16 protein-coding genes are annotated in these 17080 nt (G+C 68.8%); 5 read left to right on the top strand and 11 right to left on the bottom strand.

Annotated features, from left to right (window positions below):
• The first annotated feature begins 192 nt into the window (after window positions 1-192).
• Window positions 193-1731, top strand: a complete 1539-nt coding sequence (locus ACFWPK_RS00040; RefSeq protein ID WP_378912288.1) for an FAD/NAD(P)-binding protein — start codon at window positions 193-195, stop codon at window positions 1729-1731.
• A 51-nt stretch (window positions 1732-1782) separates the two neighbouring features.
• On the opposite strand, the gene truB is transcribed toward ACFWPK_RS00040, so the two are convergent.
• The 3 genes from truB to ACFWPK_RS00055 form a co-directional block, all read right to left on the bottom strand.
• Window positions 1783-2715, bottom strand: coding sequence for a tRNA pseudouridine(55) synthase TruB (gene truB, locus ACFWPK_RS00045; protein WP_378912289.1), 933 nt, complete (start codon window positions 2713-2715; stop codon window positions 1783-1785).
• Complete coding sequence (npt, locus tag ACFWPK_RS00050; protein WP_378912290.1) at window positions 2715-3386, bottom strand: 4'-phosphopantetheinyl transferase Npt; 672 nt, start codon at window positions 3384-3386, stop codon at window positions 2715-2717. Before npt ends, truB begins: the two co-directional genes overlap by 1 nt.
• Window positions 3387-3541: 155 nt before the next feature.
• On the bottom strand, window positions 3542-4498 hold the full coding sequence (locus ACFWPK_RS00055) for a metallophosphoesterase family protein (RefSeq protein ID WP_378912291.1): 957 nt from the start codon (window positions 4496-4498) through the stop codon (window positions 3542-3544).
• Window positions 4499-4672: 174 nt separating this feature from the next.
• Here ACFWPK_RS00055 and ACFWPK_RS00060 point away from each other — a divergent pair, with 174 nt between their 5' ends.
• Window positions 4673-5554 (top strand): TerD family protein, encoded by an 882-nt coding sequence (locus tag ACFWPK_RS00060; RefSeq protein WP_378912292.1) that lies wholly within the window; start codon window positions 4673-4675, stop codon window positions 5552-5554.
• Window positions 5555-5557: 3 nt separating this feature from the next.
• Here the strand turns inward: ACFWPK_RS00060 and ACFWPK_RS00065 are convergent, their stop codons facing one another.
• Entirely contained in the window at window positions 5558-6907 is a 1350-nt protein-coding gene (locus ACFWPK_RS00065) for an MATE family efflux transporter (RefSeq protein WP_378912293.1), read from the bottom strand.
• Window positions 6908-7287: 380 nt separating this feature from the next.
• Between ACFWPK_RS00065 and ACFWPK_RS00070 the strand changes: the two genes are divergently transcribed.
• Window positions 7288-8472 (top strand): MFS transporter, encoded by a 1185-nt coding sequence (locus ACFWPK_RS00070; protein WP_378912294.1) that lies wholly within the window; start codon window positions 7288-7290, stop codon window positions 8470-8472.
• Here the strand turns inward: ACFWPK_RS00070 and ACFWPK_RS00075 are convergent.
• The 7 genes from ACFWPK_RS00075 to rimP form a co-directional block, all read right to left on the bottom strand.
• Entirely contained in the window at window positions 8456-9454 is a 999-nt protein-coding gene (locus ACFWPK_RS00075) for a bifunctional oligoribonuclease/PAP phosphatase NrnA (protein WP_378912295.1), read from the bottom strand. The genes ACFWPK_RS00070 and ACFWPK_RS00075 overlap by 17 nt on opposite strands.
• A 116-nt stretch (window positions 9455-9570) precedes the next feature.
• A complete protein-coding gene (rbfA, locus tag ACFWPK_RS00080) occupies window positions 9571-10017 on the bottom strand; it encodes a 30S ribosome-binding factor RbfA (protein WP_378912296.1) in 447 nt (148 codons plus the stop codon).
• Window positions 10018-10107: 90 nt separating this feature from the next.
• On the bottom strand, window positions 10108-10401 hold the full coding sequence (locus ACFWPK_RS00085; protein ID WP_358105906.1) for a DUF503 domain-containing protein: 294 nt from the start codon (window positions 10399-10401) through the stop codon (window positions 10108-10110).
• Between the two features lie 93 nt (window positions 10402-10494).
• Entirely contained in the window at window positions 10495-13521 is a 3027-nt protein-coding gene (infB, locus tag ACFWPK_RS00090) for a translation initiation factor IF-2 (protein ID WP_378912297.1), read from the bottom strand.
• 108 nt (window positions 13522-13629) lie between these two features.
• Entirely contained in the window at window positions 13630-13941 is a 312-nt protein-coding gene (locus ACFWPK_RS00095; protein WP_378912298.1) for a YlxR family protein, read from the bottom strand.
• A gap of 69 nt (window positions 13942-14010) precedes the next feature.
• Window positions 14011-15039, bottom strand: a complete 1029-nt coding sequence (nusA, locus tag ACFWPK_RS00100) for a transcription termination factor NusA (protein ID WP_378912299.1) — start codon at window positions 15037-15039, stop codon at window positions 14011-14013.
• Window positions 15036-15668, bottom strand: coding sequence for a ribosome maturation factor RimP (rimP, locus tag ACFWPK_RS00105; protein WP_378912300.1), 633 nt, complete (start codon window positions 15666-15668; stop codon window positions 15036-15038). Before rimP ends, nusA begins: the two co-directional genes overlap by 4 nt.
• A gap of 183 nt (window positions 15669-15851) precedes the next feature.
• Here rimP and ACFWPK_RS00110 point away from each other — a divergent pair, with 183 nt between their 5' ends.
• Both ACFWPK_RS00110 and ACFWPK_RS00115 read left to right on the top strand, forming a co-directional pair.
• Window positions 15852-16607 carry a hypothetical protein gene (locus tag ACFWPK_RS00110; RefSeq protein ID WP_378912301.1) on the top strand — a complete coding sequence of 252 codons (756 nt, stop codon included), beginning with the start codon at window positions 15852-15854 and terminating at the stop codon, window positions 16605-16607.
• The gene (locus ACFWPK_RS00115) at window positions 16604-17035 is read left to right on the top strand and encodes a ferritin-like domain-containing protein (RefSeq protein ID WP_378912302.1); all 432 of its coding nucleotides are present in this window, start codon (window positions 16604-16606) and stop codon (window positions 17033-17035) included. The genes ACFWPK_RS00110 and ACFWPK_RS00115 overlap by 4 nt, the downstream gene beginning before the upstream one ends.
• The last annotated feature ends 45 nt before the right edge of the window (window positions 17036-17080 follow it).

The raw sequence follows: 17080 nt of genomic DNA on the forward strand, positions 1-17080 counted from the left end.
GTTCCGCACTCGGGACCATCCCGCAATCGAGGGGGAAGCGGCGGATTCGGTAGGCGCATCCCGCAAACGTGGGATTTCGCAGCGGTCCGCGCACGACCACGCTGATCGAGGAGCGTGCACGACAATCGGCTAGCCGTCGTCACGCCGTCGAATGAGCTTGTGTGGCAATGCCGTCTGACGTCAGGAGTCGATATGCGAATCGGGATCATCGGTGCGGGAGTGGCCGCGGTCGGACTGCTCGACGCGCTCGCGTCCGCCGACCGGGAACCGGGCACGATCACGGTGTTCGAGGGGACGTCGGCGCTGTGGCGTGGCCGTGCCTACCAGCACGACGTGCCCGCGGTGCGGGTGAACGCCCCGCCGGGGTTGATGTCGGTCCGGGCGAACGATCGTGGGCATTTCGAGCGGTGGGTGATGCAGCACCCGGATGCGGTGCGCTTCCTGGACCATGGGCTGGGACAGCCGATCGTGCCCCGCGCGATGTACGGGGAGTATCTGGAACAATCGGCGCGGGCGTCGATCGACCGGTTACGCCGCGACGGATGGCAGGTCAGCGTCGTGAACGACCGGGTGAGCGGCCTCGCCCCAGAGCAGCCGGTGGTATTGCGCACCGAGGGCGGGTCGACGCATCCGGTAGATCGCGTGGTGCTCTGTGTCGGCAGCGGCCGCCCCCGTGACCAGTACGGGCTGACCGGCGCACCCGGCTACATCGACGAGCCGTATCCACTGGCACATACCCTCACCGAGGTGGACCCCGAGGCTCGGGTCGCCGTGATCGGCAGCGGCCTGACCGCCGTCGACATCACCGCGGCGCTGAGCGCGAACGGCCATCGAGGTCCGATCACGTTGTTGTCGCGCAGCGGCATCCTGCCGTTCGTCCAGCAACGCCCACGACCACTCACACCGCGGCACCTCACCCCGGCCGCCGCGCTCGACCTGGCAGCACGCGGTCCGGTCGAGTTCGCCGACGTGGTCGCGCTGCTGCGGGCCGAACTGGCCGACCTGGGTGAGGATTTCGACGAGTTCGCCGCCGAGATCCGCGCCACCGGCACCGAGGACCCGACCCACCGACTGCGCCGCCAGCTCACCGATGTCGATTCCACACTGCTCGGCCGGCGTCTGCTCACCATGGCGATTCGCACGATGGGCCCGATCCTGTGGCCCGCCATGACCGAGGGCGACCGGATGATGTTGCGCACCGATCATCACCGCACGATCAGCAGCCTCAGCTCACCGATGGTCCCGCACAACGCGGAAATCCTGCTGCGCCTGCTGGATTCGGGTCAGGTCAGGTTGCGAACCGGAATCACCACGATCACCGCGGACAACACCGCGTTCACGGTGACCGACGAATCCACCTGGCCGGCAGACGTCGTGATCAACGCCGTGAACCCACCCGCCTACGTCACCCCACAGGACACCGAAACACTGATGGCACGCCTACTCGACGACGGCACAGCGGAATTCGCACCCACCGGTGGCCTGCGCGCCGAACCACGTACCCGCGCACTGCACACCGACACCTGGCACGTCCTCGGCAACCTGGCAGCGGATTCGATGTTCATCGCCACGAATCCGCCCGGCCTCGCCGCCGAAGCGGCGATGCTGGCCGAGCACCTGACGAAGGAATCCGGAACTCCGACGAGAGGCAGCGTCCGCGACGATGAGCATCTGACCTCTGCCAGCGGCGAATTCGCGGCCAAGGACCCTGACCGCGCCCGGTCACGGTAGCCCGAAGCGGGCATCGCCCGTCGCCGCATCGGCAGGCGACAGGCTCACCGGTCAGTCGCCGATTCCCCTCGGGCGCACCACCATGACAGAGCCCGCGCGTTTGCCGCTTTCCTCCAGGAGTGCGATGGCCCGGCCCCGTGGGTCGATGGCGGCGTAGACGCCCTTGATGCCGACAGGTTCGAGCCAGCGGCCGGTGCGCAGGTCGGTGGCCTGCGATTCGTCGATGTCGCGGAGGGGGAAGGCGGTACGGACGGCGGTGTCGATATCGAGGCTCAGCAGGGGCTGCTCGGCTTCGGCGGCCGCCGCGAGTTCTTCGAGGGTGCGGGCGTGTTCGAGGGTGAAGGGACCAACCCTGGTGCGGCGCAAGGCTGTCAGGTGACCACCTACACCGAGGGCTGCGCCCAGATCGCGAGCCAGGGCGCGGATGTAGGTGCCGGAGGTGCATTCGACCGCGACGTCGAGGTCGACGAATTCGCCGTCGGTGATGTCGCGGCGGGCGAGAACCTCGAAGCGCGACACCGTCACCGGGCGGGCGGCCAGTTGCACCTCCTCGCCGGCACGCACGCGCGCGTAGGCACGTTCACCGTCGACCTTGATGGCGCTCACCGTGGCGGGAACCTGCTCGATGTCACCGGTCAGCGCCGCGACACCGGCCGCGATCTCGTCGTCGGTGACGTGCGACGCGGAGGTGGTCTCGATGACGTCACCCTCGGCGTCGTCGGTGTTCGTGGCCTGACCGAGGCGGATCGTCGCGGTGTAGGCCTTGGTGGTGAGGAGCAGCTGACCGAGCAGTTTGGTGGCCCGTTCCACCCCGAGCACCAGCACACCGGTGGCCATCGGGTCGAGCGTGCCCGCGTGGCCGACCTTCTTGGTCTGCAACAGCTTCCGGCTGCGCGCCACGACATCGTGGCTGGTGAGCCCGCTGTCCTTGTCGACGATCACGAGACCGCCGAGCTCGCCGACCCGCGACACCCGTGCCGCCATCAGACGTGCGCGATCGCGGTCAGGATCAGCCCGTCGGCGATCAGCCAGGTGCCGTCGAACTCTGTCAGCGCGGCGCCGCCGTCGTTCGTCAGGCCGGGCACGAGCAGCTTCGTGTGGAAGGTACCCGAGCCCGAATCGTCTGTGCGGGAATCGATCTCGAAGGTGATATGCGCGTCCTCGAAACCGAGCCAGCGCAGTGTCAGCGGGAACCAGGCCTTGTAGGTGGCCTCTTTGGCGCAGAACAGCAGCCGATCCAGGTGCAGGCCCTCGCCGGGCGTGTCGGACAGCCACTCGCGTTCGGCGGGCAGACTGACCGAATCGAGCACGCCTTCGGGCAGGGTGTCGTGCGGTTCGGCGTCGATGCCGACCGAACGGAAACGCAGCGCGTGCGCCATCGCCGCGGCACGATAGCCGTCGCAATGGGTGAGGCTGCCGACGATGCCGCGCGGGAACAGCGGCATTCCGCGCTCCCCCTTGCCGATCGCGACGGGCGGCTCACCGAGCTGTTCGAGGGCGAGGCGAGCACAGTGCCGGGCACCGATGAAATCGCGGCGGCGCTTCTCCACGGATTTGGCGATGAGGTGCTCCTCGGCGGGATGCGCCGTCATGTCCTCCGGAAACACCAGCAACTCCGCCGAAGCCACACTCCTCGGCAAAATCCTCTCCAGCAAGTGCTGTTCCGCCTCTCCGCGTATTTAGGCCAGATCTAGGCGCTGGTCGGTCAGCGTTGGCGTCTGGCGGTACCGGGATGGGCGGTTTGCTCGTGCCCGGTGAGTTACCGATGTTCTTACGAAATCAGGCGTAGCGATCTCTTGCAAATTTGCCTTTAGATGCCTCGTCTGCGTTCGGCTTTTTCGCGCATCTCCGCTGCTGCGGCTTCCATCTCCGGGGTTACCTTGAAGTGGCCGCCCCAGGCGTTCAGGTCGCCTTCGGCGTAGACCGGGTCGGGCAGGATCTGGCGCAGGAGCGGGTTCGGCATGCCTCGGCGTTTCCATTCGCGGGGGTAGCCGAGGGAGACCTCTTCGAAGCGGACGCCGTCGTAGTAGGTGGTGCGGGGGATGTGGAGGTGGCCGTAGACCGAGCAGACCACGTTGTAGCTGGTGTGCCAGTCGGCGGTCAGGTCGGTGCCGCACCACAGCGAGAACTCCGGGTAGAACAGGATGTCGGTGGGCTGGCGGACCAGGGGGAAGTGGTTGATCATCACCAGCGGGGTTCCCGGGGGCAGCGCGTCGATGCGGCGCTGGGTGTACTGGACGCGGGCGTGGCACCAGGCATCGCGGGTGAGGTACGGGTCCGGGGTCAGCAGGAACTCGTCGGTGGCGACGACATTGCGTTCGCGCGCCAGCGCCAAACCCTCCGCCTTGGTTTTCGTGCCCGCCGGTCGCCACGAGTAGTCGTAGAGCAGGAACATCGGCGCCAGGGTGACCCGGCCGCCGTATTTCTCGGCACCCGAACCCGTCCACACCGGGAACGGGTCCTCCGGGGTCACGACATCGAGGTCACGGCACATCGCCACCAGATAGTCGTAGCGGGCGGCGCCGTGCATCTGCACCGGGTCCTTCGGCGTGGTCCACAGCTCGTGGTTGCCCGGCACCCAGATGACCTTGGCGAAGCGGCCGCGCAACAACTCCAGCGCCCACCGCACCTCCTCGGCCTTCTCCCCCACATCACCGGCGACGATCAACCAGTCCTCGGGCGAATCGGGAACGATCTGTTCCACCACAGGTTTGTTCCCCTGATGCCCCACATGCACATCGCTGACCGCCATCAACTTCGGAATCACCTGTCCACAGTGGCACACGCACCGCCGGGCAGTTCGCCGCCGGTCCATTCCGGTCGGTCAGCGGCGGCCGAGCACCGCGAACGAGGTGGCGACCGCACGCCGTGCCAGGGCACGACGCAGCGGTTAGGGTTTTCCTGATAGCGTTGCGTCACTTCAATTTCGGGGGATCTTGTGTTGCTGGCAAAAGGGGGCAATCGTGTGCTGTCCGGCGGACGGGTCGAGGTTCACCTCGGCCTGCTGAACGGCCCACTTCCGCAGCTGTTCGCGGTGTGCCTCGACGACACCGGTCGACTGCGCGCAGGGCCCGACCTGGTCGTCCCCAGCGAACGCTCGGCCGACGGCGCGGTCGAGGTCGTGGATGGTGCGGTGCGGATCGACCCCACCCGGGTCGACCCCGGAATCGCACGGGTGGTCGCCGTCGTCAGCGCGGGTGACCGCGGGTTCGCGGGCACCGAGATCCGGACCGTCGTGCGCGACGATGGCGAGGAGATCGTCGCGGTGAGCAGTGGATTCTCCGCCGAGACGCTGGTCATGGCGGTCGAGCTGTATCGCCATCAGGACCGATGGAAGATTCGACACCTCGGCGAAGGCTATGCGAACGGGATCGTCGGCCTCGCGCACGACATCGGACTCTCGCTGCCGACGCCGCCCGACCCCGGCCATGGATCGGCCGACGAGACGACGGGTTCAGCACCCGACTTCGGCCGCCCGAGTACTCCTGGACCAACTGGCGCGCCCGCCCCGACCGGCGGCGACGAATCGCTGAGTCCGGGTAGTCGGATCGCCGGTGTCCTGATGGGTCTCGCGATCTTGCTTTTCTTCGGTGCCCTCGCGCTCATCAGCCTCCCCGAGTCCGGAGACTCCGGGGTCAAATGCGGCACCGAGGTGATGGATGCCGACGACGTCTGCGTCACCGACCACACACTCCGCCATACCCGGGACGAACAGGCGGATATCAACGAGCGCGGCGACTTCCTCGGGCTCTTCTGCTTCGTCCCGCTCGCCCTGGTCGGGGCCGCGATCATCTACGGCTCGGTGAAGAAGGATCCCGACTAGCGGTCAGGCCAGTTTCCCGGGCACCTCGGACCCGACCTGCGCCCACTTCCCCGACCGCGCTCGCAGGACCACCGCGACCAGCCGTGCCAGCATGAAGACGACCAGCCCCGACCAGATCCCGGCCACTCCCCAGTCGAAGACGAGGGAGAGCCAGATCAGAGGAAGGAAGCCGCCCAGTGCGGCGACGAGGGTGGCGGTGCGCAGGAAGGCGGCGTCGCCCGCGCCGAGCAGAACGCCGTCGAGGGCGAAGACCGCGCCCGCGACCGGGATCATGGCGACGAAGAACCACCAGATGACGTGGGTGCGGTCGAGGACTTCCGGGTCGTCGGTGAACAGGAGCGGAATCACTCCGTAGCCCGCGGCGAACGCTCCGGCAAGGACCAGGGCGAAGATCTCCGACCAGCCGGTGACCCGACGCGCGATGCCCTTGGCGCCGTGCGCGTTTCCCGCCCCGAGGGCCGCGCCGACCAGGGTCTGGGCGGCGATGGCGAGCGAATCCAGGGTCAGGGCAAGGAAATTCCAGAGTTGCAGGACCAACTGGTGGGCAGCGACGGACGCGGCGCCGAAACGGGCGGCCACCGCGGCGGCGGAGACGAAGCAGATCTGGAAGGACAGGCTGCGGACGATGAGATCGCGGCCGAGCACGAGTTGAGCGCGCATCACCGCGAGTCGCGGGCGCAGCGAAACATGTTCACGCAGCAGGGCATAGGCGAACAGGACGCCGGAGACCGATTGGCCGACGAGATTGGCCACCGCGGAACCGGCCAGTTCCATCCGCGGCGCACCGAGCAGTCCGTACACCAGGACCGGACACAGCACCGCCGAGAGTGCCAGTCCCACAACCACATAGGTCAGCGGTCGGCGAACGTCCTGCACGCCGCGCATCCACCCGTTGCCCGCCATCGACAGCAGGATCAACGGCACGCCGAACAGCGCGATCCGTACCCAGCTGAGCGCCTCGTCGGCGATCTCACCACCGCCGGACAGCACCGAACACAACGGCACCGCGAACAGCTGGATCACCGCGACGATCACCAGACCGACCGCGACACCCACCCAACTGGCCTGCACGCCTTCCTCGACCGCGCCCGTCCGGTCCCCCGCACCGTGTCTGCGGGCCGCGCGCGCGGTCGTCCCGTAGGACAGGAACGTCAGCTGGGTACTCACCGTTCCGAGGATCACCGCGCCGACCGCCAGCCCGGCCAGGGCCAGGGCCCCCAGCCTGCCGACCACGGCGATGTCGAAGAGCAGATACAACGGCTCGGCAACCAGCACACCCAGTGTGGGCACGGCGATGCCGAGAATGCGCCGTGGCCCGGCCCGGTCGACCTCGCCGGTCAAGGCTTCATCCATCGGTTCAGCGGACCCCACACCGACCTCCCACGGTCACCACGAACAATTGGGCGCGAACGCGCTGCCGACCTGCCGATGGTGGCACACGCCACCGACAACATCGCCCATCGCGCGCATCGCCACAAGGACCATCTCGCCGACCACCGGGCATGATCGCCGCGCGGCAGTCGAGTTCTCGGCATGCCGCCACCACACGACTTCCCATCGAAGTCGGCGTCCGGCGGCCGGAACCGCGGACACACCAACCGATCAGCATGAATCGCGGATCCGAAGTGTGGACGGCGGGCAGGATGAGCGGCAATATTGGTCGTCCGCCCAGCTCCGGTGGACGATGTCACGCCGCGAACGCACGGTTCGCCCGAAATAACTCAGGATCGACCATGGTGTTTGTACAGCGATGGCGGGTGATCACGGCGTTCGCCCTGGTCGGCGCGGCGACCCAGCTGGTGTGGCTCACCTACGCGCCGGTGACGACCGTGGCGGCGGAGCACTTCGGTGTCTCCGAGTCCGCGGTCGGGTGGCTGGCGAACATGTTCCCGCTGCTCTACGTCGTGCTGGCCGTTCCCGCTGGGATCGCGCTGGATCGCTGGTTCCGGCCCAGCTTGATCGCAGGCGCGGCACTCACCGCGATCGGTGCCGCGCTGCGCCTGCTCGACGGTGGTTTCGCGATCGTGCTCATCGGTCAGACCGTCGTCGCGATCGCGCAACCGCTGGTGCTCAACGCGATCACCGGCATCTCCGGGCACTATCTCGACGAGAAGGACCGGCCGACCGGCATCGCGGTCGGTACCGCGAGCACCTTCGCCGGTATGGCGGCGGCGTTCGTGCTCGGCGCCGCGCTCCCCGCGGAAAGCCAGCTCACCACACTCACCGCGGTCGGCACCATCTTCGCCGCGCTGGCCGCGATCGCGCTCACCATCGAGTTGATGCGCGCGGGCACCGGGCCCGCGGCGAGCACCTCGACCTCGCTCACCGCGCTGCGAGCGACCGTCGGCGACCGCTATGTGCGCCGACTCTGCGTCGCCGTGTTCTTCCCCTTCGGCACTTTCGTCGCGCTGGCGACCTTCGGCCAGGCCTTGCTCGAACCGTCCGGTGTCAGCGCCGACGCGGCGAGCATCGCGCTGCTGGTGAATGTTCTCGCCGGCGTGGTCGGCTGCGCGGTGATACCGGTCGCGGTCCTGCGCCGCGGCATCGAACTGCCCGCCGTGATGGTGGGCCTCACCGCCAGCGCCGCCGCCTGCCTGCTCGTCGCCCTCGCTCCCGGCCTGGCAACGGGTTTCCTGGCCTTCGTCCTCATCGGCCTGACCCTGCTCCCCGCCCTCCCGATCGTCCTGGCCATGGCCGAACGCCACACCGGCGCCGCCGACGGCACCGCCGCGGGCCTCATCTGGATGACCGGCAACCTCGGCGGCCTCGTCGTGGCAGGCCTGACCGGCGTCCTCGTAGACCACCCGTCCCTGGCCTTCGCCCTCTGCGCCGTCACCACGATCCTCGGCGTCGCACTCGCGCTGCGCCTACGCCGCGACGAGCCGCGACCTGGCACGAGGATCAGCCCAGCGCGGTAATCAGCGCGCGCACAACGTCTTCGGCATTGCCGTAGGTGGTGTAGCCGGCGGCGAAGCGGTGGCCGCCACCGCCGAAACCGCTGGCGACCGCGGCGACGTCGACGCCGTCGGTGCGGCCGGGGGCGGAGTCGCGCGAACGCAGGGAGACGGTCCAGCGGTCGTTGTGGCCGCGGGCTTCCTTGAAGACCGCGGCGATGCCCGCTTCGGCGGTGGTGCGGATGACGTCGATGACGCTTTCGACCTCTTCGGGGCCCACGTCGTGGGTGTCGGCGGCGCGGACCAGCGCGTAGACGAGTCCGACACCGGCGGCGGATGGTACGACCACGGCGGTGGACAGCACCTTCGCCAGCATCGGGAGCCAGGCGTAGGGGTGGGTGTCGAGCAGGACACGGGTGATCTCGGTGCCATCGATGCCGGTGGCGAGCAGGCGCTCGGCCATGGCGTGGCTGCCGGGGCGGGCCCAGCGGAACGAGCCGGTATCGGTGACCAGGCCCGCGAACAGACAGTGCGCGATATCGGCGTCGATCTCCGCGCCCCAGGCATCGAGTAGCCGGGTCACCAATTCGGTGGTCGAGGCCGCGGATTCGTCGATCAGGTCGACGGTGCCGAACCCGTCGTTGGCGCGATGGTGATCGATCACCAATGTGGTTGCTGCACCGGGTAATCGGTCCGCGAGAGCACCGAGACGGTTGCGGGCGCCGCAGTCGACGACGATCAGCAGGTCTACTTCGTGCGGCACCTGCGCCGGTGGCACGATCAGCCGCACTCCGGGCAGCGTGCGCAGCGAAGCGGGCAGCTCGGCGGGCTCGGCGAAGGACACGCACACCGGGACGTCGCGCCGGTGCAGCGCCAACGCCAGCGCGAGCCCGCTACCGACGGTGTCGGCATCGGGCTGCACGTGGCACAGGATCGTCACCGAACGCGCCGCCGCCAAAGCGGCGACGGCTGCGCCCAGTTCGATCCCATCTCGGACGCTGGTCATCCGGCGTCCACGTCGGCCGGTCCTCGGCCGGACACGGCGGTGCCCGCCGGGCAGGACTCGGCGCCCCGCGTGGTCACTCGGGCTACCGCCCCCGGGCGATGACCGGACATGCCTGCCTACTCGTCTTCGTCGTCGCGATCGGCCTTGTACGGGTCGGCCTCGCCGGCGTGCTTGGCGTTGGCGGCGACCTTGGCCACCTCGTCGTCGATGGCGCGAGCCCTGGCGAGCAACTCTTCCATCTCGCGAGCCACCTCGGGCACCTTATCGAGAGTGAAAGACAGGATCGGGGTGAACTTCACTCCGGTACCCGCGCCCACCTTGGACCGCAATACACCCTTGGCCGCGTCCAGCCCGGCGGCGGCTTCGACGTAGTCGGGTTCGGCGTCGATGGTCTCGCCCATCACCGTGTAATACACGTTCGCCTCGCGCAGATCGCCGGTCACCTTGGCATCGGTGACGGTGACGAACCGCAACCGCGGATCCTTGATCTCGTATTCGATCGCGGTAGCCACGATCGCGGAAATCCGCTTGGCGAGTCGGCGTGCCCTGGCTTGATCCACCATGGGAGTGCTCCTCTCTTCGGCGGCACGGGTGAGGCCCTACGTGGTTACGCAGGCTTCCGCCTCCGGGCCTTGACACCCGTGCCGCTGCCTCTAGTCTTCGGGTCCGAAGATCCGGCGGCGTACTGCCAGCAACTCTATCTCCGGACGCGCGGCAACGTGCCGCTCACACTTGTCGAGCACCTCGTTCAGGTGTCCCGCTTCCGCACTGACCATGGCCACCCCGAGCAGTGCCCGGCGGTGCAGGTCCTGATCTCCGGCTTCGGCGGCATTCACGCCGAAGCGCTTTCCCAGCTCAGCGAGGATCGGCCGGATCACCGACCGCTTCTCCTTGAGCGAATGCACGTCACCGAGCAGTAGATCGAATTCGAGCGCACCGATGAACAGCGGTGCTCACCTCCTGGTAGATGGGGTTACCGCAAGACCCCACGCCGCACCCGAGGAATCGGATGCGGCGTGGGTGCGGCGATATTGCGTTGATCAGTCGCGCGGCTTTTCACGAAGCTCGTAAGCCTCGATGATGTCGCCGTCCTTGATGTCGCTGTAGGTGACGGTCATACCGCACTCGAAACCTTCGCGAACCTCAGGAGCGTCGTCCTTCTCCCGCTTGAGCGAGGAGATGGTCATCGTCTCCGCGACCACTCGACCGTCACGGATCAGGCGCGCCTTGGCGTTGCGCTTGACCGAGCCGGAGGTGACCATGCAACCGGCGATGTTGCCGATCTTCGACGAACGGAAGATCGCGCGGATCTCGGCGCGGCCCAGCTCGACCTCTTCGTAGATCGGCTTGAGCATGCCCTTGAGGGCCTTCTCGATCTCGTCGATCGCCTGGTAGATCACCGAGTAGTACCGGATATCCACGCCTTCGCGGTTGGCCAGCTCAGTGGCCTTGCCCTCCGCGCGGACGTTGAAGCCGATGATGATCGCGTTGGAGGCCGACGCCAGGTTGACGTTGGTCTCGGTGACGCCACCGACACCGCGGTCGATGACGCGCAGACGCACCTCGTCGTCGATCTCGATACCGAGCAGGGCCTCTTCGAGGGCCTCGACGGTACCGGAGTTGTCGCCCTTGAGGATCAGGTTGAGCTCCGAAGTCTCCTTCAGGGCGGCATCCAGATCTTCCAGGCTGATCCGCTTGCGGCTGCGAGCGGCCAGCGCGTTGCGCTTGCGCGCATTGCGGCGGTCGGCGATCTGACGGGCGATGCGGTCTTCCTCGACCACGATCAGGTTGTCACCAGCGCCGGGGACGGAGGTGAAACCGATGACCTGGACCGGGCGCGACGGGGTCGCCGCGTGGACGTCCTCGCCGTGCTCGTCGACCATGCGACGGACGCGACCGTAGGCGTCGCCCGCCACGATCGAGTCACCGACGTGCAGCGTGCCGCGCTGGATGAGCACGGTGGCCACGGGGCCACGGCCGCGGTCGAGGTGCGCCTCGATGGCGACACCCTGGGCGTCCATGTCCGGGTTGGCCCGCAGGTCGAGCGAGGCATCCGCGGTCAACAGCACCGCTTCGAGCAGCTGATCGATGTTGGTGCCCTGCTTGGCCGAGATGTTGACGAACATGGTGTCGCCGCCGTACTCCTCGGTGACCAGGCCGTACTCGGTGAGCTGCTGCTTGATCTTGTCCGGGTTCGCACCCTCTTTGTCGATCTTGTTGATCGCGACGACGATCGGCACATCAGCGGCCTGCGCGTGGTTGATCGCTTCCACCGTCTGCGGCATGACGCCGTCGTCGGCCGCGACCACGAGGATCGCGATATCGGTGGCCTTCGCACCACGAGCACGCATGGCGGTGAACGCCTCGTGACCCGGGGTGTCGATGAAGGTGATCAGGCGCTCTTCCTCGTTGAGGTTGGTGAGCACCTGGTAGGCACCGATGTGCTGGGTGATGCCACCGGCCTCGCCCTCAGCGACGTTGGCCTTACGGATCGTGTCGAGCAGTCGGGTCTTACCGTGGTCGACGTGACCCATGACGGTCACGACCGGCGGACGGTGTTCGAGGTCGTCCTCGCCGCCGGCGTCCTCGCCGTAGGTGAGGTCGAACGACTGCAGCAGTTCGCGATCTTCGTCCTCGGGGCTGACCACGTGGACGACGTAGTTCATCTCGCCGCCGAGCAGCTCGAGGGTCTCGTCGTTCACCGACTGGGTCGCGGTGACCATCTCGCCGAGGTTGAACAGTGCCTGCACGAGAGCAGCGGGGTTCGCGTCGATCTTCTCGGCGAAGTCCGACAGCGACGCGCCGCGGGCGAGACGGATGATCTCGCCGTTGCCGCGGGGCAGCCGCACGCCACCGACGGCGGGAGCCTGCATGTTCTCGTACTCGGCGCGCTTCGCCCGCTTCGACTTGCGACCACGACGGACAGCGCCGCCGGGACGACCGAACGCGCCTGCCGCGCCACCACGGCCACCGGGACCACCGGGACGACCGCCGCCGCCACCGGGACGACCACGGAAACCACCGGCCGCGGGAGCACCGGCACCGGCGCCGGGAGCGCCGGGGGCACCGCCACCGCCACCGCGGTAGCCGCCACCGCCGCCACCACCGGGACGGCCTGCGCCGCCACCGCCGGGAGCGCCACCGGGACGACCCGGACGGCCACCGGCCGCGGGGCCGGGACGTGCGGAGCGCGCGGGCATGGCACCGGGGTTCGGACGCGGAGGCATCGAACCCGGGTTGGGACGGGGACCACCGGGACGCGGGGCACCGCCCTGCGCGGCGGCCGGACGCTGACCCTGGCCGCCACCCTGACCGGGGCGGGGACCGCCCTGACCGGGAGCCGGACGCGGGCCACCCTGACCGGGAGCCGGACGGGGACCGCCCTGACCCGGAGTCGGCCGCGGACCACCCTGCGGGGCGGGACGCGGTGCCGGACGCTCACGATCGGGCGCCGAGCTGAACGGGTTGTTGCCGACGCGCGGAGCCTTGGGCCCCGGCTTCGGGCCGGGACCTGCCGGCCGCGGACCCGGTGCGGCCGCACCGGGGGTTGCCTGACCCGGACGGGTCTGACCCGCGGCGGGAGCCTGTGCCGGACGCGGCGCGGCGGGAGCCGGACGCGGACCGGGCGCGGGGGCGCTTGCGGGCTTGGCGGCCGGAGCCGACTGCGCGGCGGCCGGAGCGGGGCTCGCGGGTGCCGGAGCAGCGGGCTTCGCCTCGACCGGAGCGGCCGGTTCGGCCTTCGGCGCAGCCGGCGCGGCAGCAGCAGCTGCCGGGGCGGGAGCGGCCGGAGCCGGACGCGGACCGGGGCGGGGGCCACCGGGGGTGGGCTTGGCAGCCGGACGGGCTGCTGCTGCCGACGACGGGCCGGGACGGGCCGCCGACTTGGCATCGGCCGCCGGAGCGGACTTCGACGCCAGAGATTCGCGCAGACGACGTGCGACGGGTGCTTCCACCGTCGAGGACGCCGACTTCACGAACTCGCCTTGCTCCTTGAGCTTCGCGAGTAGTTCCTTGCTTGTGACACCGAGCTCTTTAGCCAACTCGTGCACGCGGGCCTTGCCTGCCACTGCTCTCCTCACTGAGAGGCCGAGCAGTGACGCCGCCTAGGTAAGGCGGGCCCGCACGACCTCGGGTTATCTCCGACGGACGTTCATCGTTGGTGCTTCACGGTGTGCTCATGAGTGCTCGTGCCTGTTCTCGAGGTACTGCTCCAGGGCTGAGATATCCAGATTTCCGGACACTCGTAGGGCTCTGCCGAATGCTCGGCGCCGCTCTGCGGAACGCAAACAAGCTGAAACGGGGTGCAGCCAGGCACCCCGTCCGGGAAGTCTGCGCCGCGGATCGGGAACAATCGCGACATCGGTGTTCCGATGCTGCGCAACGATCCGCAACAGGTCGGCAGATGGCTCACGCTGACGGCATCCGATACAGGTGCGAACGGATTGCGCGGGCCGGTCCTGTACCCACTCTACCGGTGACCCGGTCATAACAACGAACCCCTCCCCTCCGGAAGTTACCAACATGTCATCCGCAGGCAGGGATTCGATGTGCCTGGATCAACTACGGTGCGCTTCCGGCCGGGTGGAGTCGTCCGGTTGCGGAGCCGCGTCGCTGCGGATATCGATGCGCCAGCCCGTCAGACGGGCGGCCAGGCGGGCATTCTGGCCCTCCTTGCCGATGGCGAGGGAGAGCTGGAAGTCCGGCACGATCACGCGGGCAGCCCTGGCGTCGGGGTCGACGACAGTGACCGATACCACCTTCGACGGCGAGAGCGCATTGCCGACGAAGGTCGCCGGATCCTCGGCGTAGTCGATGATATCGATCTTCTCGCCCGCCAGTTCGCTCATCACATTGCGCACGCGCTGGCCCATCGGGCCGATGCACGCGCCCTTGGCGTTCACGCCGGGCACGGTGGACTGCACGGCGATCTTGGAACGGTGTCCCGACTCGCGGGCGACCGCGACGATCTCGACGGAGCCGTCGGCGATCTCGGGCACCTCGAGCGAGAACAGCCGCCGCACCAGGTTCGGGTGGGTGCGCGAGAGCTGGATCTGCGGGCCACGCGGGCCGCGCGAGACGCCGTAGACGTAGCACTTGATCCGGTCGCCGTGCTCGTAGGTCTCCCCCGGCACCTGTTCGGCGGGCGGGATCAGGCCCTCGGCGCCGTTGGCCTCGCTGCCGATGCGAACCACCACGATGCCGCGGGCATTGGCCCTGGCGTCGCGCTGGACCACACCGCCGACGATCTCGCCCTCATGGGTGGCGAAATCGCCGAAGGACTTCTCGTTCTCGGCGTCACGCAGCCGCTGCAGCACCACCTGGCGGGCGGTGGTCGCGGCGATGCGGCCGAACCCCTCCGGGGTGTCGTCCCATTCGGACACGAGGTTGCCGTCGGCGTCGAGTTCGCGCGCCATCACCCGCACCACACCGGTCTTCTGGTTGATGTCGATGCGCGCGTTGGCCTCGTGGCCGTCGGTGTGCCGGTAGGCGGTGAGCAGCGCCGACTCGATCGCCGAGATCACGGTCTCGATCGAGATGCCTTTGTCGGCGACAATCGCCCGCAAGGCTTCGATTTCAATATTCATTCCGCAACCCCTTCGGTGGGAGTGTCAAGGTGTTGTCCTGGCGCGGCCAGGTCGGCGGGCTCTTCGCCCGGTACCGGGCGGCCCGGCGCGATGCCGCCGGCGAGTTCGAGTTCGGCGGCGCCCGGTGCGTTGAATTCGACCTGGACGACAGCCTCGGCGATATCGGCGATCCGAACAGGAACGCGATGCGGCTTCGCCTTGCCGCCGATGACGAGTGCGATGGTGGTGGCGTCGTCGGCGAGCAGGCCGACGCGCGCGTCGAAACGGGCCTTGCCCTCGATCCGCTCGGCACCGTCGGCCAGCTTGACGCGGACCTTGCGGCCCTGTGCGCGCCGCCAGTGCCGTTCGGTGGTGAGCGGGCGCTCCACGCCGGGCGTCGTCACTTCGAGCAGATAGGCGGATTCGCCGAAATCGCCTGCGGCATCGAGAAGTTCGGACATCTCGCGGCTGAGCGCGGCGATGGCGTCCAGGTTCGCCGTGCCGTCGCTGTCGACGGTGACCTTCACCCGAACCGGAGCCAACTCGCCGTTGCCCGCAGCCACGATCGCGACGCCCTCGAGGTCGAATCCCCGGCGTGCGACGAGCTCAGCGACAAGCTGGCTCACCCTTTCCTCGGTGGGCATCGGCATATGGGCGGCTCCTGGTTCAGTTGTGACGCGATCGGAAATATCTACGCCGAAGGTCTAGCGTAACGCGCTCAGAGAGTGTAAAGGACCAGGCGCTGGGCGCTGCGCACCGGTCCGGCTCGGCGTGCCCGAGGTGTGTCGCCGCGCGCGCGAGCTACCCGCGCGCGATCTGGCACGATGGTGCACGTGCCCCACCGCCATACCGTCCCGCCGAGAGCCGGGCGACCTTCCGGCATGCGCTCCGACCGGCACGAACCCCAGCACTTGCGGGTCGAGCCTGCCACCGCGCACCTCGCCGGGTCGACGCCGGCTCCCACCGGCGCGACCCCGTCGCACCTATCCGCCATAGTGCCGCATCCCACACCGGTGCAGCAGCTTTCATCATCGGCGCCCGCTCCGGCCGACACACGGTCGACCTGGCGCCGCCGCACACTGCTCCGACTGGTCGGCGCGAGCGCGATCAGCATTCCCGCGGTGGCCACGCTGGCCGCCTGCGCCGAGGACGATACCGTGCACGCGCCGGATCCTCTTGCCGCGCAAGAGGTTCTGGCCCGAGCCGATGCCGCCGCCGCGACGGCCGCGATCGCGCTGGCGCCGCAGTCGAACGCCGCGCTGAGCACGATCGCCACCGAGCGCACCGCCCATGCCGACGCGTTGCGCACCGAAATCGACCGGGTGATCGGCGTCTACGGCGACGGCACCACCCCCGTCCATCGCACGGGGTCGCTGACCGTGCCCGGCCCCGACGGTTCCCCGGTGCCCGCCTCGGAAGTCGAGACAGCGGCCGCGCAGCCTGCCACCGTCGCACAGCTGCGTGATCAGCTGGTCCGCTCCCAACAGTCCGCCGCCACCCTGGCCCGCACCGAATCCGGTTATCGCGCAGGACTTCTCGCGTCGATCAGTGCGGCCTGCGCCACCCAGGCAGGAGTCCTGCTGACATGACCGAACAGCGAAAGTTCCTGCAGAACGCGCTCGATGCCGAGTACGCCGCCGTCTACTCCTACGGCCTGATCGCCGCGTACGCCAATTCCGACCGGGCCCGCCTGGTCGCGGAGTTCAGCGCCGCGCATCGAGCACGCCGCGACGCCACGGTCGAGCTGCTCGAAGCTGACGGCACGGCACCGGGCGCCCCCGGCGCCGCCTATACCCCGCCCGCACCGGTCGACGACCCGATCCCGGCGGCACATCTGGCGGTGAGCGTCGAATCCGATTGCGCCGCAGCGTGGTACGCGGTGGTCGAGAACGCGACCGACGAATCGGTGCGTGCCACCGCGACGGAAGCGCTCACCGAAGCCGCTGTCCGCCGTGCCCGCTGGCAGACGATTCTGGGGGCGACGCCGGTCACGGTCACTTTCCCCGGCCGCGCCTAGGCGACGGCTCCCCTCGCGGGCGCCCGGCCACCGCTCATCGATGTC

Origin of the sequence: Nocardia sp. NPDC058519, assembly GCF_042719755.1 — a bacterium.
Classification (GTDB): Bacteria; Actinomycetota; Actinomycetes; order Mycobacteriales; family Mycobacteriaceae; genus Nocardia.